The 20,861-nt window shown below is 68.7% G+C and carries 22 protein-coding genes and 1 pseudogene; 9 read left to right on the forward strand and 14 right to left on the reverse strand.

Annotated elements, in window-relative coordinates; all coding sequences use genetic code 11:
* From ACLQ7T_RS14185 to obgE, 5 genes and pseudogenes are all read right to left on the reverse strand, one after another.
* Window positions 1-761, reverse strand: a pseudogene (locus tag ACLQ7T_RS14185) (hypothetical protein); the annotation flags it as partial.
* Complete coding sequence (gene rlmH, locus ACLQ7T_RS14190; protein ID WP_420480005.1) at window positions 762-1,226, reverse strand: 23S rRNA (pseudouridine(1915)-N(3))-methyltransferase RlmH; 465 nt, start codon at window positions 1,224-1,226, stop codon at window positions 762-764.
* Between the two features lie 15 nt (window positions 1,227-1,241).
* Entirely contained in the window at window positions 1,242-1,646 is a 405-nt protein-coding gene (rsfS, locus tag ACLQ7T_RS14195) for a ribosome silencing factor (RefSeq protein WP_420470278.1), read from the reverse strand.
* Between the two features lie 117 nt (window positions 1,647-1,763).
* Window positions 1,764-2,438, reverse strand: a complete 675-nt coding sequence (locus tag ACLQ7T_RS14200; RefSeq protein WP_420480006.1) for a nicotinate-nucleotide adenylyltransferase — start codon at window positions 2,436-2,438, stop codon at window positions 1,764-1,766.
* A 103-nt stretch (window positions 2,439-2,541) separates the two neighbouring features.
* Window positions 2,542-3,603 carry a GTPase ObgE gene (obgE, locus tag ACLQ7T_RS14205; RefSeq protein ID WP_420480007.1) on the reverse strand — a complete coding sequence of 354 codons (1,062 nt, stop codon included), beginning with the start codon at window positions 3,601-3,603 and terminating at the stop codon, window positions 2,542-2,544.
* 181 nt (window positions 3,604-3,784) lie between these two features.
* On the opposite strand from obgE, the gene ACLQ7T_RS14210 reads away from it, so the two are divergent.
* On the forward strand, window positions 3,785-4,576 hold the full coding sequence (locus tag ACLQ7T_RS14210) for a hypothetical protein (protein WP_420480008.1): 792 nt from the start codon (window positions 3,785-3,787) through the stop codon (window positions 4,574-4,576).
* Between the two features lie 63 nt (window positions 4,577-4,639).
* Here ACLQ7T_RS14210 and ald read toward each other — a convergent pair whose 3' ends face one another.
* A complete protein-coding gene (ald, locus tag ACLQ7T_RS14215; protein ID WP_420480009.1) occupies window positions 4,640-5,755 on the reverse strand; it encodes an alanine dehydrogenase in 1,116 nt (371 codons plus the stop codon).
* 146 nt (window positions 5,756-5,901) lie between these two features.
* Here ald and ACLQ7T_RS14220 point away from each other — a divergent pair, with 146 nt between their 5' ends.
* Entirely contained in the window at window positions 5,902-6,378 is a 477-nt protein-coding gene (locus ACLQ7T_RS14220) for an Lrp/AsnC family transcriptional regulator (RefSeq protein WP_420480010.1), read from the forward strand.
* Between the two features lie 6 nt (window positions 6,379-6,384).
* On the opposite strand, the gene ACLQ7T_RS14225 is transcribed toward ACLQ7T_RS14220, so the two are convergent.
* From ACLQ7T_RS14225 to nepR, 6 genes are all read right to left on the reverse strand, one after another.
* A complete protein-coding gene (locus ACLQ7T_RS14225) occupies window positions 6,385-7,836 on the reverse strand; it encodes an NAD-dependent succinate-semialdehyde dehydrogenase (protein ID WP_420480011.1) in 1,452 nt (483 codons plus the stop codon).
* A gap of 39 nt (window positions 7,837-7,875) precedes the next feature.
* A complete protein-coding gene (locus tag ACLQ7T_RS14230; RefSeq protein WP_420480012.1) occupies window positions 7,876-9,534 on the reverse strand; it encodes an MFS transporter in 1,659 nt (552 codons plus the stop codon).
* Window positions 9,535-9,726: 192 nt separating this feature from the next.
* Window positions 9,727-9,864, reverse strand: coding sequence for an entericidin A/B family lipoprotein (locus tag ACLQ7T_RS14235; RefSeq protein WP_420480013.1), 138 nt, complete (start codon window positions 9,862-9,864; stop codon window positions 9,727-9,729).
* A 39-nt stretch (window positions 9,865-9,903) separates the two neighbouring features.
* The gene (gene phyK, locus ACLQ7T_RS14240) at window positions 9,904-11,676 is read right to left on the reverse strand and encodes a sensor histidine kinase PhyK (RefSeq protein WP_420480014.1); all 1,773 of its coding nucleotides are present in this window, start codon (window positions 11,674-11,676) and stop codon (window positions 9,904-9,906) included.
* Window positions 11,677-11,680: 4 nt separating this feature from the next.
* Window positions 11,681-12,277, reverse strand: a complete 597-nt coding sequence (locus tag ACLQ7T_RS14245; protein ID WP_420480015.1) for a sigma-70 family RNA polymerase sigma factor — start codon at window positions 12,275-12,277, stop codon at window positions 11,681-11,683.
* Window positions 12,274-12,471, reverse strand: a complete 198-nt coding sequence (gene nepR, locus ACLQ7T_RS14250) for an anti-sigma T factor NepR (protein WP_420480016.1) — start codon at window positions 12,469-12,471, stop codon at window positions 12,274-12,276. Before nepR ends, ACLQ7T_RS14245 begins: the two co-directional genes overlap by 4 nt.
* Before the next feature lie 188 nt (window positions 12,472-12,659).
* On the opposite strand from nepR, the gene phyR reads away from it, so the two are divergent.
* Window positions 12,660-13,454 (forward strand): anti-anti sigma factor/receiver protein PhyR, encoded by a 795-nt coding sequence (gene phyR, locus ACLQ7T_RS14255; RefSeq protein ID WP_420470290.1) that lies wholly within the window; start codon window positions 12,660-12,662, stop codon window positions 13,452-13,454.
* Window positions 13,455-13,522: 68 nt separating this feature from the next.
* Here the strand turns inward: phyR and ACLQ7T_RS14260 are convergent, their stop codons facing one another.
* Window positions 13,523-13,867 (reverse strand): hypothetical protein, encoded by a 345-nt coding sequence (locus ACLQ7T_RS14260; RefSeq protein WP_420480017.1) that lies wholly within the window; start codon window positions 13,865-13,867, stop codon window positions 13,523-13,525.
* 316 nt (window positions 13,868-14,183) lie between these two features.
* On the opposite strand from ACLQ7T_RS14260, the gene ACLQ7T_RS14265 reads away from it, so the two are divergent.
* A complete protein-coding gene (locus tag ACLQ7T_RS14265) occupies window positions 14,184-15,206 on the forward strand; it encodes an NADP-dependent oxidoreductase (protein WP_420480018.1) in 1,023 nt (340 codons plus the stop codon).
* 13 nt (window positions 15,207-15,219) lie between these two features.
* On the forward strand, window positions 15,220-15,627 hold the full coding sequence (locus ACLQ7T_RS14270) for an acyl dehydratase (protein ID WP_420480019.1): 408 nt from the start codon (window positions 15,220-15,222) through the stop codon (window positions 15,625-15,627).
* 74 nt (window positions 15,628-15,701) lie between these two features.
* On the opposite strand, the gene ACLQ7T_RS14275 is transcribed toward ACLQ7T_RS14270, so the two are convergent.
* Window positions 15,702-16,493 carry a SapC family protein gene (locus ACLQ7T_RS14275; protein WP_420480020.1) on the reverse strand — a complete coding sequence of 264 codons (792 nt, stop codon included), beginning with the start codon at window positions 16,491-16,493 and terminating at the stop codon, window positions 15,702-15,704.
* A gap of 166 nt (window positions 16,494-16,659) precedes the next feature.
* On the opposite strand from ACLQ7T_RS14275, the gene ACLQ7T_RS14280 reads away from it, so the two are divergent.
* From ACLQ7T_RS14280 to ACLQ7T_RS14295, 4 genes are all read left to right on the forward strand, one after another.
* Window positions 16,660-17,145: a Fur family transcriptional regulator gene (locus ACLQ7T_RS14280; RefSeq protein WP_420480021.1), complete on the forward strand. Its 486-nt coding sequence runs from the start codon at window positions 16,660-16,662 to the stop codon at window positions 17,143-17,145.
* A 48-nt stretch (window positions 17,146-17,193) separates the two neighbouring features.
* Window positions 17,194-18,084, forward strand: a complete 891-nt coding sequence (locus tag ACLQ7T_RS14285) for an alpha/beta hydrolase (protein ID WP_420480022.1) — start codon at window positions 17,194-17,196, stop codon at window positions 18,082-18,084.
* 84 nt (window positions 18,085-18,168) lie between these two features.
* Window positions 18,169-19,671 (forward strand): CoA-acylating methylmalonate-semialdehyde dehydrogenase, encoded by a 1,503-nt coding sequence (locus tag ACLQ7T_RS14290; protein ID WP_420480023.1) that lies wholly within the window; start codon window positions 18,169-18,171, stop codon window positions 19,669-19,671.
* A gap of 126 nt (window positions 19,672-19,797) precedes the next feature.
* Window positions 19,798-20,850, forward strand: coding sequence for an OmpA family protein (locus tag ACLQ7T_RS14295; protein WP_420480024.1), 1,053 nt, complete (start codon window positions 19,798-19,800; stop codon window positions 20,848-20,850).
* Window positions 20,851-20,861: the final 11 nt, after the last annotated feature.

A 20,861-nucleotide genomic window follows, 5' to 3' on the forward strand; every position in this document is an offset into this window, starting at 1 on the left:
TCACCGAGAAGTCGGCGCACGATCTGGCGCCGGTCTTTGATGTGCCCGTGAACACGGGCGTCGGGCTGGACCTCCGGCGCGGCGGCGCCGAGGGTCCTGAGGCGGGCGTCCAGCGCGCGGCTTGCCCGCTCCGCCTGGGCCGCTTCGGCGCGCAACACGGACCGGAGCGCGGTCTTGCGTGCGCTCAGGGCCTCGATCTCGGCCCGGCGGTCGCCTCTCTGGCTCTCGCTGGTGAAGAGTTGCTCGCTGTTCAGCGCTGCCAGCCGCCGGACGCGCGTCAGCTCCGACTGTTCGTCCATCAGGGCCTTCGTCCGGTCCTGCAGCTCCGGCGCGATGGCCCGCATCAGGATCGAGGCGCGCACGGCGTCCACCGCCTCGTCCGCCGGTACGAGAAGGGGGGGCGGCGGCTTGCGGCTCATCATCTGCAGGGCTGACAGCAGGCGCGCCTGTCGGCCCCGCGCTGCCGACAGCCTGGCCGCCAGCGCCGCCTCCCGCTGCCCCAGCTCCCGCAGCCGGGCGCGCTGGGCGGTGATCAACTGGTCATCGGCGTCCACCGCGGCGGTGAGCCGGGTCAGCTCCCGCTCCAGCCCGGCGATCTCCGTCGCCGCTTCCTCAGCCTCGATCCGAAGGCGCCGCGCCCGGGCCAGCTCATCGCGATACTCGGCCTGCAGGCGCGCGACCTCGCCCCGCTCCTGCGGCGCCGCGGCGGCGACGGGCAGGGCGAGCAGACCAACCAGGACGATCGGAAGGAGGGGCCTCATCTAGTCCCGATGATAGGGCGATCCGGCCAGAATGGTCACGGCCCGGTACACCTGCTCGGCCAGCATGGCGCGGGCCAGGGCGTGCGGCCAGGTCTGGGGGCCGAAGGCGAGGGTCGAGCCCGCTGCGGCCCGCACGCTCGCGTCCAGCCCGTCGGCCCCGCCGATGGCGAAGACCAGTCGCCGTTCGCCCCGGTCGCGCAGCTGGGCGATGTGTTCGGCGAAGGCGCGGCTGGAGTAGGTCTTGCCGCGCTCGTCGCAGGCGATCAGATGCGCGCCCTCGGCGGCCTTGAGGATCAGCTCGGCCTCAGGACCCTTGCCCGGCTTGCGGGGCTCCAGATCGATCAGCTCCAGCGGGCCCAGACCCAGGGCGCGCCCGGCCAGGGTGGCGCGCTGGGCATAGTCGTCCGCGAGCACGGCCTCGGGGCCGCGGCCCGGCTTGCCGATCGCGATGACGCCCAGCTTCATGGGAGGCTCAGCCGATCAGGCGCGGCTGTCGGTGCGGTGGCCGCTGTCGACCGACCAGATCTTCTCGATGTTGTAGAAGGTGCGCACTTCCGGACGGAACAAGTGGACGATCACGTCGCCTGCATCCAGCAGGACCCAGTCGCAGTGCGGCAGGCCTGAAACCTTCACCCGGCCCAGACCCTGTTCCTTCATCAGACGCTGCAGGTGGTCCGCCAGCGCGCCCACGTGGCGGTGCGAGCGGCCCGAGGCGACGATCATGGCGTCGGACATGGGGCTTTTGCCGCGCAGGTCGATCAGGACGATGTCCTGGGCCTTGTCCTCGTCGAGCTTGGCCAGAATGGCGTTCTCGAGGTCGGTCATGCCGATGGGAAGGGGCGCATCCTGACCATCTTCGGAACGGACGGGATCGATCTCGTCCATCTCGTGCGCCGTGTTGGAAACGGCGTCGTCTTGCGCGTCATACGCGGTAGAGGGGGTCAGCGGAGGGCTCCGGGGGTGGTTACTAAAGCGGCAGACTAGCACAAACCCCGCCGGTCGTCACGCACCGCGGCTTTGGGCGGCCTGACGCAGGGCGGTCGACGAGCGCGGGTTCAGCGGCGCGGTCAGATAGGTCCAGGCGGGGGCCTCGAGATCGGGCAGGAGGATCGCCCTCTCGGCCGGCACCCGCGCGCCCGCGAACCGGGCCGCCGCCGGTGCGGTGCGGCTGTCCAGCAACGAGCCCGGACGGGCGATCACCGCCATGGGCATCAGGCGCATGATGTCGGTCCAGCCGCGCCATTTGTGGAAGCTGGCCAGATTGTCCGATCCCATCAACCAGACGAAACGCACCCCCGGGTGTCGGGCGACGAGCGCGCGCAGGGTGTCGACCGTCCACTGCGTGCCCATCCGCGTCTCGACGTCGGAGATGATCATCGACGGACCGGCGGCGGCCAGTTTCGCCGCCCCGGCGGCGGAGGCCATGCGCTCGGCGAGCGGGGCGCTGTCGCGGGCGTCCTTCAGCGGGTTCTGCGGCGAGACCAGCCAGACGACCCGGTCCAAGCCCAGTCGCCGCAGGGCGGTCTCGGCCACATGGGCGTGTCCGTCATGGGCCGGGTTGAACGAGCCGCCGAACAGGCCGACCGACATGCCCGGCGTCAGGTCCAGACCGTCACGCAGCGCGCCCCGGCGGGGACCGGGGGTCTTCGGCGCGGGACCGGCGTGGAAGAAGGACAAGGCGGGCTCGCGCGACTTATGCTCACCCGCGCCCTAACACGCCGGAACCCGGCTGTCGCCTGCCATCCGCAAGCGGAGCGTTTCTTCTGAAGCGCGCGTGGGGCTAGGGCTGCCAGCCGCCGGGCGTCTCGACCACGCCCTCATCCTCGTCGTCGACGCGCGACAGCTCGCCCCGGGTCTTGCGGACCTCGTTCCAGGCGGCGCGCAGCAGGTCCTTGACGCCCTCGCCGGACACGCCCGAGACCAGATAGGGCGTCTTGCCCGAGGCGGCTTTCAGGGCAGCGCTCTTCTCGGCGCGTTCCTCCTCCGACAGGGCGTCGATCTTGTTCAGCGCCAGCAGCTCGGTCTTGTCGGCCAGTCCGGCGCCGTAGGCGTCCAGCTCGCCGCGGATGATCCGCCAGGCCTCGACCACGTCCTCCTGCGTCCCGTCGATCAGGTGGATCAGCGAGGCCGAGCGTTCGACGTGACCGAGGAAGCGGGTGCCCAGCCCGGCGCCTTCGCTCGCGCCCTCGATCAGGCCCGGGATGTCGGCGATCACGAACCGCTCGGTCGGGCTCAGGTCGACCATGCCCAGGTTGGGGGCCAGGGTGGTGAAGGGATAGTCGGCGATCTTGGGCTTGGCCGCCGAGGCCGCCGACAGGAAGGTCGACTTGCCCGCGTTGGGCAGGCCCGCCAGACCGATGTCGGCGATCAGCTTCAGGCGCAGCCAGATCCAGCGCTCCTGACCTTCCTGGCCCGGGTTGGCGTAGGTCGGCGCCTGGTTCTGCGGCCCCTTGAACCGGGTGTTGCCCCAGCCGCCGTTGCCGCCCTTCAGCAGCATTTCGGTCATGCCCGCGCGATCCATGTCGAGCAGGACCGTTTCCTTGTCCTCGTCCAGCACCTGGGTGCCGACCGGGACCTTGAGAATGACGTCCTCGCCCTTGCCGCCGTGCATCTGGCGGCCCTGGCCGTGGTGGCCGGTCTGGGCCTTGAAATGCTGCTGGTAGCGATAGTCGATCAGGGTGTTGAGGCCGTCGACGGCCGTGATCCACACGTTGCCGCCATGGCCGCCGTCGCCGCCGTCCGGTCCGCCGTTCGGGATGAATTTCTCGCGCCGGAAGGACACGGCTCCGCCGCCGCCATTGCCGGAGCGGATATAGATCTTGGCCTGGTCGAGAAACTTCATCGCGGGATTTCTTTGGCGCTACCGCTCGCGTCCCCGCTTCCGCGGGGATGACGGACGGTCGCTCGCTGCTTGAGCGCCGGGGCTATAGCGCAAGAGAGCGGCGATTTACAGGCCGGGGCGGGACAGGTCGGGTTCCGGGCGCCCTTGCCGGAGGTCGCGGCTCACCTCAGGCTCGGCTGTGATGAAGATTTCGTCCGACAGCCTGACCAGCCTTCTGGCGCCTCTCAAGGCGTCGGCGGAGGCTCGCGCGGACCGGCTGCAGGCGGGGTCGGACGCGAAGCTGCGGAACGCCAGGGCGGCGTCCGAGGCTTTGAAGACCCGGTCTGACGAGGCATCGGAGTCCCGCAAGGCCGCCGCGCGCCAGACCATCGAGCGGTTGAAGGCCCGGTTGCAGATGTTGCGGTCGATGGCGGGCATGGACCCGGAAGGCGTCGCGCGTCTGGCGGCCCAGCTGGCGCGTGAACTCGGCGCGGCGGTGAAGGCCTATGCCTCGGCGGGCGGCAACACAGCAGGCATGAGCGCGAGCGGCGCGGCGCCTGTGGCCTCGGGGGATGCGGCGGCTGCGGCTTCAGCAGATGCGCAAGCGCAGGCCGGGCAGGCCCAGACCCAGGCCACGGACGCCGTTGCATCCGGGGGCGCCCCGTCCGACAGCGAGGCCGGGGCGGGCGAGGAGGCGAAGTCCGCAAACCCCTACCAGCAGGCCATCAATGAGCAGAAGTCGCAGGCCGCCGAGATGTCCCGCCGGAACGGCGAGAAGCGGGCCGACAGCGAACTCATGGCTGACGTCCGCCGCATGGCGGCCGAGCTGAAAGGGATGATCCGGCGGGCGACCGAGCAGGCGAAGGCAGGCGAAGATGGCTCTCTCTCGCCGCATGAGGCGCGCGAACTGGACGACGCCGCCGCGGATCTGGACAAGGCCATCCGGCAGGCCGGAACCGATCTCGGTGGCGGACTGGTGTCCCTGATTATCTAGGCGGATACGAAAAGGGCGGGACCATCTCCGATCCCGCCCCCTCATTTCGAAGACGTCGAAGTCTTATTTCGCCCAGACGCCGTACGGATCGCTCCACGGCATATCCAGCGCCTCGGCGACCGCCGGATAGGTCAGCTCGCCCTTCAGCACGTTCAGGCCGCGGGCCAGGTGCGGATTGTCCTTCAGGGCGTCCAGTCCCTTGTCGGCCAGCGCCAGGCCGAAGGGCAGGGTGGCGTTGTTCAGGGCTTCCGACGAGGTGCGCGGGGCGGCGCCCGGCATGTTGGCGACGCAGTAGTGGACGACGCCGTCGATCACATAGGTCGGGTCTTCGTGGGTCGTGGCGTGGCTGGTCTCGAAGCAGCCGCCCTGGTCGATGGCCACGTCGATCAGGACCGAGCCCGGCTTCATCGACTTCAGCTGGTCCTTCTTCACCAGCTTCGGCGCCGAGGCGCCCGGCACCAGAACGGCGCCGATGACGACGTCGGCCTTGACCAGTTCTTCCTCGATCGCGCCGATCGACGAGTAGCGGGTGATGACGCGGCCGTTGGTCACTTCGTCGATATAGGCCATGCGCGGGATCGAGCGTTCCAGCACGACCACCTCGGCGCCCAGGCCCATGGCCATGCGGGCCGCGTTCAGGCCGACGACGCCGCCGCCCAGCACCAGGACACGGGCCGGGGCCACGCCCGGAACGCCGCAGAACAGCAGGCCCATGCCGCCGTTGTGCTTCAGCAGGGTCTCGGCGGCCGAAAAGACGGCGATGCGGCCGGCGACTTCCGACATCGGGGCCAGCAGCGGCAGGCCGCCGCGCGCGTCGGTGACGGTCTCATAAGCGACGGCGGCGCATTTCGACGCGATCAGGCCCCTGGTCTGCTCGGGGTCGGGCGCCAGGTGCAGGTAGGTGAACAGGATCTGGTCCTCGCGGAGCATTTCCCACTCGACCTTCTGCGGCTCCTTCACCTTCACGATCATGTCGTTCTGGGCGAAGATTTCCGCGGCGGTGTCGACGATCGTCGCGCCCGCCCTGACGTAGTCGGCGTCGGTGAAGCCGGCGCCCAGACCGGCGCCCTTCTCGATCGAGACCAGATGGCCGTGGGCCACATATTCCCGCACAGCGGTCGGCGTCAGGCCGATGCGGTGCTCGTTCTTCTTGATTTCCTTGGGGACGCCGACGCGCATGGGAGAATCCTCTGCCTGAACGATGACGGACGCACTGTGTGGCGGCGCCGTTTCGCGCGCAATCTAGCGACGGACCGAACGCAGGTTCCTGTTCTTTTTGCTGACTGAACGGCGTACAGTCGCAGAGTCTGCGAAATAGGTGTCACATGAAGACGGTTTCCGCCGTTGCTCTGGACGAGACGGATCGAAAGATGCTTCGCGCCCTGCAGGGCGACGGGCGCATGACCAACGCCGATCTGGCCCGGGCGGTGAACCTGTCCGAAAGCGCCTGCCTGCGTCGCCTCCGCGCGCTGGAGAGCGCCGAGGTCATCAGCCGCTACGCCGCCATCATCAACGAACGCGCCGTCGGCCTGCCGATCAGCGTCTTCGTGACGGTCACCCTGTCCTCCCAGGCCGAGGCTTCCCTGACCGCATTCGAGACCGCCATCGCCACCGTGCCGGAGGTGGTCGAGTGCTATCTGATGACCGGCGGCTCGGACTATCTACTGCGCCTGGTCGTCCGCGACGTGGACGACCTCGAACGCGTCCACTCCCGCGAACTGACCCGCATCCCCGGCGTCACCCGCGTCTCGTCGAGCGTGGCGATGCGGACGGTGGTGAAGCGGGGCGCGCTGCCGGTCTAGGGCGCCCTACTTCAGCGCCAACGTCACCGCCTTGATGTCCACGTACTCGTCAATGCCGTGGACCGAGCCTTCCTTGCCGTAGCCGGAGGACTTCACCCCGCCGAAGGGGGCGACCGCGGTCGAGATCAGGCCGGTGTTCACTCCGCACATGCCCGCCTCGATCCGGCGGCTGATGCGGAAGGCGCGGTCCAGGTCGCGGGTAAAGAGGTAGGAGGCGAGGCCGAACTCGCTGTCGTTGGCCTTGGCCAGGACCTCCTCCTCGGTCTCGAACGGGAAGACCGGAATCAGTGGGCCGAAGGTCTCTTCCTCGCGGAACAGTTTGTCGTCGCCGCCGAGGGTCACGGTCGGCTGGAAGAAGCGACCGCCCAGGGCGTGGCGCGCGCCGCCGGTCAGGACCTTGCCGCCTGCCGCCTGAACCTTCGCCAGATGGTCCTCGACCTTGGCGATGGCCTTGTCCTCGATCAGGGGGCCGACCTTCACCCCGGCCTCGAAGGCCGGACCGACCGGAATCTTCGCCACCTCGGCGGCCAGCTTTGTCGCGTACTCTTCGGCGACCGGGGCCTCGACATAGACCCGGTTCGGGCAGACGCAGGTCTGGCCCGAGTTGCGGAACTTGCCCTTGATCGTCTCGGCCACGGCCAGGTCGATATCGGCGTCCGCGAAGACGATCAGGGGCGCCGCGCCGCCCAGCTCCATCGACACCCGCTTGAGGGTCGGGGCGCATTGCTCGGCCAGCTTGCGGCCGACCGGCGTCGAACCGGTGAAGCTGAGCTTGCGGATGTCCGGCGAGGCCGTCAGCACGCCGCCGATGGTCGCCGCATCGCCGGTGATGACGCTCAGCGCGCCCTTGGGCAGCCCCGCCTGATAGGCCAGTTCCGCCAGCGCCAACGCGGTGAACGGGGTCTGGCTGGCCGGCTTGACCACAGCGGTGCAACCCGCGGCGAAGGCCGGGCCCAGCTTGCGGGTCAACATGGCCGCCGGGAAGTTCCACGGGGTGATCAGGGCGCAGGGGCCGACCGCCTCGCGGAAGGTCAGGATCACGTGGCCCAGCGGGCTGTCCTGCGTCTCGCCGATCAGGCGCTCGGCCTGGCCGGCGAACCATTTGATGAAGCCGTTGGCGTAGGCGACCTCGCCCTTGGCCTCCTCGAACGGCTTGCCGTTCTCCAGCGCCATCAGGGCGCCCAGACCTTCGGTGTTTTCGTCGATCAGTCGCGCCCATTCGCGGAGGAAGGCCGCGCGCTTGTGCGGATCGGACCGTGACCAGCCGGGGAAGGCCTCGACCGCCGCGGCGATGGCCTGCTCCGTCTCGGCGACGCCCAGATCGGGGATGTGGCCGATAACCTCCCCGGTGGCGGGGTCATCGACGGCGATGCGGGCGGAACCGGTCACCGCCTCCCCGGCGATGAAGGCGTGTTCGCGCAGAAGCTTCAGTCCGGCGTCGCGGGGGGATGAGGTCATGGGTGTCGTCCGGTTCTGGGGAGGAACGTCAGGAACGCGTCAGTCGCCGATCGTGTCCAGATCCCGCGCCCTTGTCTCGGGCAACCAGATCAGACTGACGACGACGGCGATCACGGTGAAGGCGACCGAGTACCAGAGCCCGAAGTAGATATTCCCGGACGCCGCCACCAGGGCGAAGCTGGTGGCCGGCAACAGGCCGCCGACCCATCCCGTGCCGATGTTGTAGGGCAGGCTCATCGCCGTGTAGCGCACCCGCGTCGGGAACAGCTCGACCAGGGCCGCCGCCTGCGGACCGTAGAGGGCGCAGGCCGCCACCATGAAGATCATCAGGATGCCGAAGGTCAGGGGCATGTTGATCCGGGCCGGATCGGCGGTTTCGGGATAGCCGGCGGCGGTCAGGGCCGCGCGGGCCCGGGCCTCGACGTCGCCGCGTACGGCCTTGAGGGCCGCAGCGTCCAGGCCGGCCCCGTCCGCCGATGCCACTTCGGCGCCGCCGACGCGGATCAGGGTCGCGGATCCGGATACGGCCTTGACGGTCTCGTAGGGGACGCCGGCGTTGGACAGGGCGATCCGGGCGATGTCGCAGGAACTGGTGAAGACCGCCTTGCCGATGGGGTCGAACAACAGGTGGCAGTCGGCCGGGTCGGCGATGACCGTCACCGGGCTGGCCGCCTGGGCCTCCGCCAGAGCGGGGTTTGCGGCGCGGGTGAGGGCGTGGAACCCGGGGAAGAAGGCGACCAGCGCCAGGATCATGCCGAACAGCATGACCGGCTTGCGTCCCATGCGGTCCGACAGCCAGCCGAAGAAGATGTAAAGGAAGGCGGAGGCGACGGTGACCATCAGCACCAGCTGATCCACGGTGTTGGTGTCGACCTTGAGCACCTTCTCCATGAAGAACCGCGTGTAGAAATAGCCGCAGTACCAGACCGCGCCTTGGGCGATCATGATGCCGAACAGGGCGATCAGGACGAAGCGTCCGTTCTTCCAGGTCAGGAAGGCCTCGCGATACGGCGCGCGATTCTCACCCGCTTCGGCCTCCATGCGGCGGTAAGCCGGGCTTTCGTTCAGCTTCAGCCGGATCCAGAGGGAGACCGCCAGCAACAGGGCCGAGAGCAGGAAGGGAATGCGCCAGCCCCAGGCGTTGAAGGCCTCGGCGCCGACGACAGCGCGGGTGATCAGGATCACGCCGAGCGCCCCGATCAGCCCCATCGCGGCCGTGGTCTGGATCCAGCCGGTCAGAAGCCCGCGCTTCCGGGGCGGCGAATGCTCGGCCACATAGATCGCGGCGCCGCCGTACTCGCCGCCGAGGGCGAAGCCCTGCAGCATGCGCAGGATCAGAAGCAGAATTGGCGCAGCGATTCCGATGGCGCCGAAGTCCGGCAGCAGGCCGATCGCCACGGTCGCGAGGCCCATCATGGTGATGGTTACAAGGAAGGTGGTCTTGCGTCCGGTCCGGTCGCCGAACCAGCCGAAGACAAGGGCGCCGAGCGGTCTTACGACGAAGCCGAGGCCGAACGTCAGAAGGGCCAGAATGTAGCTGACCGTCTCGCCGGCGTCGGCGAAGAAGTGACGGGCGATGACCGTCGCCAGTGACCCGAAGACGAAGAAATCATACCATTCGAAAGCCGTTCCGGCCGCCGAGGCGCCCACAACCGTCTTCAGGCCCGGGCCGTCCCGATGCTCCACCGCGTCCGTCATCCAACGCCTCCCCGCGTCGTGGGCGCCATCTTCGGACGCCTTGCGAACCGGATGCTAGAGCCCGCTCCGTCAGGCGCAAGCGGCAACCGCAGCGCACACAGGTGAAGACCCGCCGGCGGAGGCGCCGACGGGTCTTCTTTTCAACCGACCTGCGCGTCGGGGGGGAACGCAGCCGGGAACCGTATCCTGTGGTTAGTTCTTGGCTTCCTCGGCCGCGCTGGTGACCGCGTTGCCGGCTGCCGAGGCGTCACGGCCGACGCCGGAGACGGTGTTGCAGGCGGCGGTCGTCAGGGCGGCGGCGGCGGCGACCAGAATGAAGATCTTGCGCATCGTTTTTACTCCATGAGGCCTTGGGGAGGCTGTGGCGTATCAACGTCGCGGTGGCGCGGCGGTTCCCAGATCGGCGGGATCGACGGGGATGACGGCTTCCGGTGTGGCGAAGGTCATGCGGGCGATGGTGCCGCCGCCCTCGGCGGGGACCATCTCGGCCTCGCCGCGCAGCTGCTTGGCGAAGGCGCCCATGAGGGTGCGGCCGACGCCGGCGCGTTCGGTCTCGCTGACGCCCGGTCCGTCATCCTGCACCTCCAGAGTGCTCGCGTCGCCATTGACCCGGAACCGGACCTTCAGGTCGCCGCCGCGTCCGGCGAAGGCGTGCTTCTGGGCGTTGGTCACAGCCTCCACCAGCCACAGGGCCAGCGGCGCCAGCTTGTCGGGATCGACCACCAGTGAGTCCGCCTCAACGGAGGAGGTGACCAGATGCCCACGCCCCGCCTCGCTGGCGATCAACTGCCCGACCAGTTCCGTCAGGAAGATACGCGCGTCGGCGTACCGCAGGTCGTCGCTCTGGTAGAGGGTCCGGTAGATCAGCGCGAGGGCGGCGATCCGCTGGCGGGTGTCGCCTACCGCGGCCCGCGCCGGCTCATCCTTCAGCGCGCGCTGCTGCATCGAGAGCAGGGACGAGATGATCTGCAGGTTGTTCTTCACCCGGTGATGGATCTCGCGCATCAGCGCGTCCTTCTCGGCGACCGAGGCCCGAAGCGCCGCATCGCGCGTGGTGATGGTCTCGGCCAGCTCGTCCAGGGTGCGGGCCAGCACCCGGATTTCGGACGGGGCGTTGACCGCCTGGACCGGCCGGACCGAGAAGCGGCCGCGGGCGTAGATGGCGGCGATCCGCTCCAGATAGTCGAGCCAGCGCACCACGATCCGCTCGCTGAACAGCATCACGGAGGCGAAGGCGGCCAGCCAGGCCGCGACCGGCATCAGCAGCAGGCCGACCGGATTCAACCGGGCCCAGGACAACAGTCCGGGGGAGGGCGCCGACAGCAGGGCGTAGACGTCCCGTCCCGCCAGGGCCGCGCCCGCGAAGACGCGATGCCGCCCGTCGATGGAGTCCGCCTCGAAGATGGCGGATCCATCGGCCCGGGCGCGGTCGACCCAGCCGGCGAGCTGCATGTCGCCCTTCAGGGTGAAGGCTTCGGGGCTGGTCACGGTCAGGATGCGGCCGTCCGCGTCGGTCAGGGCCGCCTGGGAGTCTTCCGGCAGGGCGGCGTCGGCGACATCCGGCTGGAGGGCGGACAGCGGAATGACCGCGAGCATGGCGCCGTCAAAGGCGCCCAGGGGGCGTTCGAGGCGAAGGGCGACGATGAGGCCGGGCTGTTGTCCGGGAACCGCCGGCGCCCGGGCCAGGACGGTGGTTTCACCCGCCCGCAGCCGTTGGAACCAGGCGCTTCGTCGGGCGTCGCTCAGCCAGGGCGGGGCGTCGTCGCCCAATCCGCGCGAGGCGCAGGTCGCCTGGCCGGTGGCGGTGACGCGGACCAGTCCGTCCAGCCCGTCCAGCCGATCAACCAGCGCGGTCAGGCGGGGCTCGCAGAAGATTTCAAGCGCCTCCGGGCGAAGCGCCTGGAGAAGCACGGTCGTGCTGTCGAGCCGGGCCTTGGCGCTGGCGGCGGTGCGTTCGGCGGCCAGTTGCAGGTCCTGACGCCGCTCAAGGTCCTGGGCCCTGAACTGCTGCTGCGCCTGAAAGGCGCCGAGCAGCAGGATCGGCAGCAGGGCAAGCGCCAGGGCGACGCCCAGCCGGAAGCGGATGCCCTGGAATTTGGGCTGGGACAGCCCTCGGCCAAATGCGCGCCCCAGCCGCACCATCGGGTCAGTTCCGGACGCTGCTCAGGCGGTCGGCGTCGGCCAGGATGGAGCGCATCGCGTCGCCGGCCGAACGTCCGTCACGGGCATAGCCGCCCTTTTCGAGCGTGGCCTGCAAGGCTTTCCGGGCGCGCGAGACACGGCTCTTCACGGTCCCGACGGCGCACTGACAGATTTCAGCGGCTTCCTCATAGGCGAACCCACCGGCGCCGACGAGAATGAGCGCCTCGCGCTGCTCCTCCGGCAGGGTGGCGAGCGCCAGTCGAAGTTCGTCCAGGGCGACCGGGGATTCCGGATCGTCGACCGCGACCAGCGTCCGCTCGGCGGCCTCCTGGTCCAGTTGGGACTGGCGCCAGGACCGGCGCTTCTCCGAGTAGAACTGGTTGCGCAGGATCATGAAGGTCCAGGCCTTCATGTTGGTGCCCATCTGATAGCTGGCGCGGGCGTCCCACGCCTTCATCATGGCGTCCTGGGCCAGGTCGTCGGCTGCGGTGGGGTCGCCCGTCAGCGTCCGCGCGAAGGCGCGGAGGTGCGGGATCAGGGTGACCAGCTCTTTCTTGAAAGCGGCGTCGTCTGCCGACGGCGGCTTGGGCGCGGCGCTCATGCGCCGCCTCCGTCCGGGCTGCGCTCATCGGCCCGCCGCAGGATGTCGAGGAATTCGTCAGGAACGGGCTCGTTCACCACCTCGTCAAACATGTGCCTCAGCTTCACGCCGATGGCCTGTTGACGCAGGCGGGCCTCCTCGAGGCCGGCGCCGTCCCTGGCCGGTTTCCCCGCGGGGTTGGTCTTGTCTGTCATTGAAAAAGGTCGCCACCCAGACGCTATTGTAGAAGCCCGAAACGCCATGCTGTGGCTAGGGTTCCGGCAGAGCTCGCAAAATATGCTGAAGCTTTCTCGTCGAGGCTGGAACCGTGGCTGATTTGGTACGTTTCCGGTGACTGTCGCGGACTGATCTCGTGTCCGCCTACCTGTCGGGGATTTCGAGTATGAGCCTGCTGGCCCGCCTTGCGCCGCACCTGCCCTATGTTCGCCGTTACGCCCGTGCGCTGACCGGTGATCAGACCACCGGCGACAACTATGTCCGCGTCGCACTGGAGGCGCTTGCCGCCGGCGAGCGTCAGTTGCCCGCCGAAATGACGCCGCGCGTGGCGCTGTATCACGTGTTCCATGCCATCTGGGCCTCCACCGGCGCCCAGCTTGAGGACAAGAGCGGCATTGAAGGGCGGGACGACGCCTCGGGCCGCCTGATGCGGATCGCCCCGCGCTCGCGCCAGGCCTTCCTGCTGACCGCGCTGGAGGGTTTCACCCCGTCCGAAGCCGCGCAAATCCTCGACGCCGACGCGCTGGACGTCGAGCGCCTGATCTCTGAAGCCCAGTCGGACATCGACGCCGAACTGGCGACCGACGTCCTCATCATCGAGGATGAGGCGATCATTTCGGCGGACATCGAGAGCCTGGTTAAGGAACTGGGCCACAATGTCACCGGCATCGCGACCACCCACGACGAGGCGGTGGATGCGGTCGCCCGTCATCGCCCGGGTCTGGTGCTGGCCGACATCCAGCTGGCCGACGGTTCGTCGGGCATCGACGCGGTCAAGGATATCCTGAAGCGGATCGATGTGCCGGTGATCTTCATCACCGCCTTCCCCGAGCGTCTGCTGACGGGCGAGCGGCCGGAGCCGACCTTCCTGATCACCAAGCCGTTCCAGCCGGAGACGGTGAAGGCGGCGATCAGCCAGGCCCTGTTCTTCCATCCTTCGCGCCAGAAGGAAGCCGCCTGACGGCTTTTCAGCCTGGTCGCAATGAGAAGGGCTCCGGTCGATGACCGGGGCCCTTTCCAATTCCCCGGTTACGGCCGGGTGGTGGTCGCGTTGACGTTCGGCGTCGTTCCGGGGGCAGGCGCCGCGGGCTCGCCGGTGGCCGTCGTCGGCGCGTCAGCGGTCGGCGCCGCGCCGCCCTCATCGAAGGCCTGGGCGGCGGCCGCCTTTTCGGCGCGACTGGGTTCCAGCGAGGCGAACCGGCCGTTGGTCACAGCCCAGAGCCCGAGCAACAGCACCGCGGCGGCCGCCGCCGAAACGATCAGCAGAATCAGGATGCGGACGCCGCTTCGACCTTGCCGCACATACCGGGCCTCCACCGGGCGGCCCTCGTGGACGGCGTCGGCGACCTTGTCGTGGGGGGATTGATGGCTCATGGCGGGCTCCCGGGTCCTGAATATTCCTGCCTTTCCAACGCAGCCGCGGCGCGCGCTGTTCCGGCTCGCGTGGCGGGTGAAAAAAGGCGAGCCAGGCCGGAACCGTCGCCTCAGGCCCCCGTTATGGTCCTGCGGAGGCGGCGACGCCCCCCCGACTTGAGGCCGGCGCATGCTGGCCTGCCGCCTCCGCACCTCATTCTCGATGATGCCACTTCAAGGCGGGCCCGATGGCCCGCCTTTTTCTTTGTTCCGCGCTGGACAGCGGCGGCGGGCGGGCCACTATGCGCGTCTACAAAGAAAACCCGGAGGACCGCCGATGACCCGAACCAATCGACAGTGGGTGCTGCGTCAACGCCCGAGCGGCCTGATCCAGCCCGGTGACCTTGAACTGGTCGAGGCCACGCTGCCGGATCTGAAAGAGTCCGAAATTCTGGTCCGGACCATCTATCTGTCCCTCGATCCGACCAATCGCACCTGGATGAATGAGGCGGAAGGGTATCTGCCGGCGGTCCCTCTGGGCGGCGTCATGCGCGGGCTGACCCTCGGCGTGGTCGAGGAAACCCGCTCGGACCGCTTCAAGGCGGGGGATGTGGTGACCACAGCGGCCGGCGGCTGGGCGGACTATGCCGTCATTCCTGACAGTACCGCTTCGCGCGTCCATCGCTTCCCCGGTCTGCCCCTCACCGCCAATATGTCCGTCCTCGGCATGACCGGCCTTACGGCCTGGGCCGGCGTCACCGATGTGCTGAAAGCGCAGGCCGGCGAAACGATCGTCATCTCGGCGGCGGCCGGCGCCGTCGGCTCCATCGCCGGGCAGATCGCCAAGGCGCGGGGCGCGCGGGTCATCGGCATCGCGGGCGGGCCGGACAAATGCCGCTGGCTGACGGACGATCTCGGGTTCGACGCGGCCATCGACTACAAGGGCGAGGATGTCGGAGAGGCTCTGGATCGCCTGGCGCCCGACGGCTTCGAGATGAATTTCGAGAATGTCGGCGGCGACATCATGATCGCCGTCTTCAACCGTCTGAAGACCCACGGCCGGATGGCGGTCTGCGGCCTGATCTCGTCGTACAATGCGACCAAGGCGCCGCCGTCGCCGAACTTCAGCCGGATCATCACCCACCGTCTGACCGTGCAGGGCTTCCTGGTGCTCGATTACGGCCATCGCGCGAAGGAGATGGTCGCCGAGGTCGGTCCGATGCTGGCGGATGGCCGGGTGAAGTGGAAGGTCCATGTGGACGACGGTCTCGAGGTGGCGCTGGACTCCCTGAACCGCTTGTTCACCGGCGACCATGACGGCAAGCTGCTCGTCCGGGTGTCGGAAGAACCGGCCGCCTGACGGAGCGCATCGCATGACCGAAACCCTGCACGTCCATTTCGAGGATCTGGGGGTCGGCGAGGTGGTGTCCCTCGGCGCCTGCGCCGTCGACGAAGCCGCGCTCTCGGTTTTTATCGAGCGCTTCCTGCCGGGCTGGGATGTCGCCTATGGCGCGCCGGACGCGATGGTCTACGCCCTTTGGAGCCGCCTGTTCGCCGACAAGGCGGCCAACTGGGCCCAGTCCAAGGTTCTGGCGGTCGATGGGCTGCGGTACCTCCGCAATCCGCCCGCCGGGGAGCTGTTGCGCGGACGGGTCACCGTCATGGGCAAGGACCCCGTCGGCGACGAGAAGGGTATCGTCATCGCCCAGCAGGACCTGCTGGATGAGGCCGGCCGTCTCGTCTTTTCCTGCCTGACCCGCTCGTTGCTGGCGCGGCGCTGACGCGGCGTCCCTGAAAACAGAAAGCCCCGCCCGGTGTTCCGGGCGGGGCTCGCGGTCCGATCAGTGTCGGGGCGTCAGGCATTGGCGGCGGCCGGTTGCTGCGCGGCGCGCTGGAAGGCCATGGCGATCAGGCGATCCCAGCCCAGCAGCGACACGAGGTGGGCGTAGATCTGACCCAGGGCGCCGTTATCGCGCAGCTCGGCCAGCTTCTCGGCCGGGAGGGCGGTCAGCTTGTCTTCCGAGATGGCGAAATACTCGGCCAGCTTTTGCGGCGCGCCGGGCGTGCCGTCGGGGTTGCGCGGCGTGAAGACGGCTTCCTTGCTCTCGAACAGGTCGAGGTCCGTCAGCAGCTTGACGAAGGCCTCGGTGCGTTGACGCTCCTGCTCGAAATTGTTGCAGAACTCCATCGCCTGCTGGGTGTAGGGCGAGGGCTGGCCGTCGACGAACAGCGGGGTCTGGCCGCCTTCCTTGATGAAGGGCGCGGCCCGGTCGAGGCACAGAATCAGGCGCTTCTGGGCGTCGTCGTTGGCGAAGACGAACGGATACCGGCGCACATAGGCCGGAATGTAGGCTTCGGGGCGGAAGTCGCCCTCGTCGCTGACATAGAGGTTCTCGCCCTGACGCAGGCCCATGACCGCGACCGGCTGACGGGCGTCGCCGGCGAAGATGACCGGATAGGACAGGGCGGCCGGCGCGAACTCGGTGACCGTCAGGGGCACGAGGTGGGAGGCGCTGGCGAAGGCGTAGGGCTTGGCGACCGGATCGACGCCAAGCTTGCCGTGGGCCTCGACCGACAGGGGCTCGGGCTGGTTGTAGAAGAGGACGTTTCCGGACAGGCCGGCGTTCTGGGCGATGGTGTCGGTCATGGACGCGGTGACGCTCTGTAAAAAAGAGGAAGGCGGGCCTTCTAACCCAGAGATGAGGGAGCGGCAAACGCGCTCGCGCGCGAGGCGCGAAGGGCTCGGGGTCCGCCACGGCTCCTGCCCGCGGGTTGCGGTTGCGATGCCGGGACGGAGGCATTAGCTCTGACCTATGGGCGACACCTGCCATCACCACCACCATGACGGTCCTCCCACGGCCACCGCCGTGGCGTCAGCGCTCGCGGCCGCGGACGCCCGTCTGACCGGCGAGGGCGAGCGCATGACGGCGGCCCGGCTTCGGGTGCTGGAGTTGTTGCTGGCCGCCGGCGAGCCGGTGAAGGCCTATGATCTGATCGCCCGCTTCGGCGAGGACGGTCGTCCGGCCAAACCGCCCACGGTCTATCGCGCGCTTGAGTTCCTTGAGCGGAAGGGGCTGGCGCATCGCATCGCCTCGATCAGCGCCTATGTCGCCTGCACATCCGGTACGGACGCCCATGCGGCCGCCTTCCTGATCTGCGACTGCTGCGGCGCGACAGAGGAAATTCCCTCCGCGATCGCGGAGGGCCTGAACCGGGCTGCGGCGGACGTGGGCTATCAGATCGACCGGACGACGATCGAGGCCCACGGCCGTTGCCCGGCCTGCCGCCCCACCGCCTGACGTCGGTTTTTCTGGAAAACGCGCCTGCGGGCCTCTATCTCTGGGTTCATGGACGCGATCCGGCTCTCCCCGCCCCGTCGCCTGACCCTCCCGGTTGAGAACCGCTGGGGCGATGGCGCGCTGTCCGTTCTCGATTTCGGTGATCCGAAGCGACCGGTGGACCTGGTTTTCGTTCACGCGAACGGCTTCAACGCCATGACCTATCGCTCGCTGCTGGCCCCTCTGTCGGGGACCCTGCGGATCTGGGCGCCGGATCTCCGCGGCCACGGCGCCTCGACTTTGCCGGCCGATCCGGAACGGCGGCGCAGCTGGGCGGATCACCGGGACGATCTCACCACGCTTCTGGATGCGCTCGACGGGCCGCCGGTGGTGATGGCGGGACATTCAATGGGGGGAACCTCGTCCCTGCTCGCCGCCGCCGAGCGTCCGGATCGGGTGTCGCGGCTGGTCCTTCTGGATCCTGTGATCTGGGGCCGGATGACCGTCGCCCTGTTTCAACTGCCCCTTTTCGACCGGATGGCCAGTCATATCCCCCTGGTGAAAGGCGCCCTGAGACGACGCTCGGTCTTCGAAAGCCGCGAGAAGGCGCTCGGGGGCTACATCGGGCGGGGGGCGTTCCGGGGCTGGCCGGAAATGATGATCGCCGACTACCTCGCCGACGGTCTGGTCGAGACGCCCGAAGGCTTCACCCTGGCCTGCCGACCTGAGTGGGAGGCCTCGAACTATGCGGCCCAGTCGCATGACCCCTGGAAGGCGTTGAAGCGCGTGGATCGACCGGTGCGCATCCTCAAGGCCGACGCGGGGTCGACCTGCTCGGTCGCCCCCGACGCGCGGCGCCTGCCCCATGTCTCGGTCGAGACGGTCCACGGGGGCACCCATTTCTTCCCGATGCTGAAAGCTGACGTCGCCCGCGACGCCCTGTTCGACGCGGCGGTCTGACCGGTCGCGCTGGCGCCCCGCGTCGCCAGCCGCTAAACCGCCGCCCACAAGAACAAAAGTTCGGTTCAGGGAAACGCCTACATCATGCGTGACATCCATCACTTCATCGGCGGCGCGTCGTTCACGGGCGCTTCGGATCGGTTCAGCGACGTGTTCAATCCGAACACCGGCGAGGTGCAGGCCCGCGTCCAGCTGGCCACCACCGGCGAGGTGGATCGCGCGGTCCAGGCCGCCCAGGCCGCCTTCGAAGGCTGGTCCTCGACCAATCCCCAGCGCCGCGCCCGCGTGATGTTCGAGTTCAAGCGCCTGGTCGAGGCGAACATGAACGAGCTGGCCGAGATGCTCTCGAGCGAGCACGGCAAGGTCATCGCGGACTCGAAGGGCGACATCCAGCGTGGCCTGGAAGTGATCGAATTCGCCTGCGGCATCCCCCATGCGCTGAAGGGCGAATACACCTGGGGCGCGGGCCCCGGCATCGACGTCTATTCGATGCGCCAGCCGCTGGGCGTGGTCTCGGGCATCACCCCGTTCAACTTCCCGGCCATGATCCCGATGTGGATGTTCGGCGTGGCGATCGCGGTCGGCAACACCTTCGTGCTGAAGCCGTCCGAACGTGATCCGTCGGTGCCGGTCCGTCTGGCCGAGCTGATGATGGAGGCGGGCGCACCCGCCGGCGTGCTGAACGTCGTTCATGGCGACAAGGCCGCCGTCGACGCCATCCTGACCCATCCGCAGGTGCATGCCGTCAGCTTCGTCGGCTCGTCCGACATCGCCCACTATGTCTACCAGCTGGGCGCGGCCCACGGGAAACGCGTCCAGGCCATGGGCGGCGCCAAGAACCACGGCATCGTCCTGCCGGACGCCGACATGGACCAGGTCATCAAGGACCTGTCCGGCGCGGCCTTCGGCTCGGCGGGCGAGCGTTGCATGGCCCTGCCGGTCGTGGTGCCCGTCGGCCAGAAGACGGCCGATGAGCTGCGCGAGCGCATGGTCGCCGAGATCGACACCCTGCGGGTCGGCGTTTCGACCGACGCCTCGGCCCACTACGGCCCGGTCGTCACCGCCGCCCACAAGGCGCGTGTCGAAGGCTGGATCGACCAGGGCGTCAAGGACGGCGCCGAACTGGTCGTCGACGGCCGTGGCTTCACCCTGCAGGGCCACGAGAACGGCTATTTCGTCGGCCCGTCGCTGTTCGACCATGTGAAGCCGGAGATGGAGTCCTACAGGGAGGAAATCTTCGGGCCGGTGTTGCAGATCATGCGCGCCGCCAGCTTCGAGGAGGCGCTGTCGCTGCCCTCGAAGCACCAGTACGGCAACGGCGTCGCCATCTTCACCCAGAACGGCCGCGCGGCCCGCGACTTCGCCGCCCGGGTCAACGTCGGCATGGTCGGCATCAATGTGCCGATCCCGGTGCCGGTCGCCTATCATACCTTCGGCGGCTGGAAGCGCTCGGCCTTCGGCGACACCAACCAGCACGGTATGGAAGGCGTGAAGTTCTGGACCAAGGTCAAGACCATCACCGCCCGCTGGCCCGACAGCGAACTGGAGCACGCCGACAGCAGCTTCGTCATCCCGACGATGGGGTAAACTGTGTCCCGGGGGCCACAGTCGCCGCCCGGGATGAAGACGCGTCGGGTTGTTCTGCAACCCGACGCCAGCTTCGCACTTAACTCCCGGCTCGTGGGTGTTCCTCCCGCGACAACGGGAGAGATCATGAAAAAGCAATTGATGGCCGGAGCCGCGCTCCTGGCTCTTTTCGGCGCCGCCGCCCCGGCGTTCGCCGATCCGGACGGCGTCTATGTCGCCGGCGACATCGGCTACCACTGGCCGCAAGGCAATGACTGGGAAGCCTGCGCCGGCGCGGTCTGCACCCCGGTCGAGGTCAAGGCCGGTGACAACTGGGCCGCTTTCGGCCGTTTGGGCTACCGCCTGAACGCCAACTGGCGGATCGAGGCCGAGGCAGGCTATCGCGAGAGCGATGAGCTGGAGTTCGACGGTGTCACGGTGTCGGACGTCGATGCGGGCGCCACCACCCTGATGGCGAACGTGCTGTACGACTTCGGCGCGCGTGATGCCGCGTTCCGTCCGTTCGTCGGCGCCGGCGTCGGCGCGGCGAAGGTCGAGATCGAGGACGAGGACGACACGGCCTTCGGCTGGCAGCTGCTGGCCGGCGCGGCCTGGCGCCTGAACGAACGCGCCAGCATCGACCTGACCTATCGCTACCTGAACGTCGCCGACCTGGAGATGACCGACGGCGTCGACAGCTTCTCGGGCGATTTCGAGGATCACTCGGTCAGCCTGGGCCTGCGCTACTCGTTCGGCGCCGTTGCGGCTCCGCCGCCCCCGCCGGTCGTCGCGCCCCCGCCCCCGCCGCCGCCGGCTCCGCCCGTGCCGCCTCCGCCCCCGCGTCCGGTTCCGACCGTCCCGCAGGATCGTGAGTTCGTGGTGTACTTCGACTGGGATCGCTCGGACCTGACGGCCGAAGCCCAGTCGGTGGTGACGCAGGCCGCCAACTACGCCAAGTCGGGTCGTCCGACGCGCGTCCTGATCGTCGGCCACGCCGACACCTCGGGTTCGGCGGCGTACAACATCGGCCTGTCGAACCGCCGTGCGCGCACCGTGGCTGACGCCCTGGTCGCCCAAGGCGTCAACGGCGGCGTGATCTCGCTGGACGGCAAGGGTGAAACCGAGCTGGCCCGTCCGACCGCCGACGGCGTGCGCGAGCCGCTCAACCGTCGCGCCACCATCGGCATCAACTTCCGCTAAACACGGAAGGC

This window comes from Brevundimonas sediminis (genome assembly GCF_048799765.1).
In the GTDB taxonomy this organism is placed as follows: Bacteria; Pseudomonadota; Alphaproteobacteria; order Caulobacterales; family Caulobacteraceae; genus Brevundimonas.

What these genes read in the sequence shown, in the direction of transcription:
- rlmH (WP_420480005.1), bottom strand. Translation starts at nt 1,226, where the DNA reads ATGAAGCTGGGCGTCATCGCGATCGGCAAGCCGGGCCGCGGCCCCGAG.
- rsfS (WP_420470278.1), bottom strand. Translation starts at nt 1,646, where the DNA reads ATGGACGAGATCGATCCCGTCCGTTCCGAAGATGGTCAGGATGCGCCC.
- obgE (WP_420480007.1), bottom strand. Translation starts at nt 3,603, where the DNA reads ATGAAGTTTCTCGACCAGGCCAAGATCTATATCCGCTCCGGCAATGGC.
- ACLQ7T_RS14210 (WP_420480008.1), top strand. Translation starts at nt 3,785, where the DNA reads ATGAAGATTTCGTCCGACAGCCTGACCAGCCTTCTGGCGCCTCTCAAG.
- ald (WP_420480009.1), bottom strand. Translation starts at nt 5,755, where the DNA reads ATGCGCGTCGGCGTCCCCAAGGAAATCAAGAAGAACGAGCACCGCATC.
- ACLQ7T_RS14220 (WP_420480010.1), top strand. Translation starts at nt 5,902, where the DNA reads ATGAAGACGGTTTCCGCCGTTGCTCTGGACGAGACGGATCGAAAGATG.
- ACLQ7T_RS14225 (WP_420480011.1), bottom strand. Translation starts at nt 7,836, where the DNA reads ATGACCTCATCCCCCCGCGACGCCGGACTGAAGCTTCTGCGCGAACAC.
- ACLQ7T_RS14230 (WP_420480012.1), bottom strand. Translation starts at nt 9,534, where the DNA reads ATGACGGACGCGGTGGAGCATCGGGACGGCCCGGGCCTGAAGACGGTT.
- ACLQ7T_RS14235 (WP_420480013.1), bottom strand. Translation starts at nt 9,864, where the DNA reads ATGCGCAAGATCTTCATTCTGGTCGCCGCCGCCGCCGCCCTGACGACC.
- phyK (WP_420480014.1), bottom strand. Translation starts at nt 11,676, where the DNA reads ATGGTGCGGCTGGGGCGCGCATTTGGCCGAGGGCTGTCCCAGCCCAAA.
- ACLQ7T_RS14245 (WP_420480015.1), bottom strand. Translation starts at nt 12,277, where the DNA reads ATGAGCGCCGCGCCCAAGCCGCCGTCGGCAGACGACGCCGCTTTCAAG.
- nepR (WP_420480016.1), bottom strand. Translation starts at nt 12,471, where the DNA reads ATGACAGACAAGACCAACCCCGCGGGGAAACCGGCCAGGGACGGCGCC.
- phyR (WP_420470290.1), top strand. Translation starts at nt 12,660, where the DNA reads ATGAGCCTGCTGGCCCGCCTTGCGCCGCACCTGCCCTATGTTCGCCGT.
- ACLQ7T_RS14260 (WP_420480017.1), bottom strand. Translation starts at nt 13,867, where the DNA reads ATGAGCCATCAATCCCCCCACGACAAGGTCGCCGACGCCGTCCACGAG.
- ACLQ7T_RS14265 (WP_420480018.1), top strand. Translation starts at nt 14,184, where the DNA reads ATGACCCGAACCAATCGACAGTGGGTGCTGCGTCAACGCCCGAGCGGC.
- ACLQ7T_RS14270 (WP_420480019.1), top strand. Translation starts at nt 15,220, where the DNA reads ATGACCGAAACCCTGCACGTCCATTTCGAGGATCTGGGGGTCGGCGAG.
- ACLQ7T_RS14275 (WP_420480020.1), bottom strand. Translation starts at nt 16,493, where the DNA reads ATGACCGACACCATCGCCCAGAACGCCGGCCTGTCCGGAAACGTCCTC.
- ACLQ7T_RS14280 (WP_420480021.1), top strand. Translation starts at nt 16,660, where the DNA reads ATGGGCGACACCTGCCATCACCACCACCATGACGGTCCTCCCACGGCC.
- ACLQ7T_RS14285 (WP_420480022.1), top strand. Translation starts at nt 17,194, where the DNA reads ATGGACGCGATCCGGCTCTCCCCGCCCCGTCGCCTGACCCTCCCGGTT.
- ACLQ7T_RS14290 (WP_420480023.1), top strand. Translation starts at nt 18,169, where the DNA reads ATGCGTGACATCCATCACTTCATCGGCGGCGCGTCGTTCACGGGCGCT.
- ACLQ7T_RS14295 (WP_420480024.1), top strand. Translation starts at nt 19,798, where the DNA reads ATGAAAAAGCAATTGATGGCCGGAGCCGCGCTCCTGGCTCTTTTCGGC.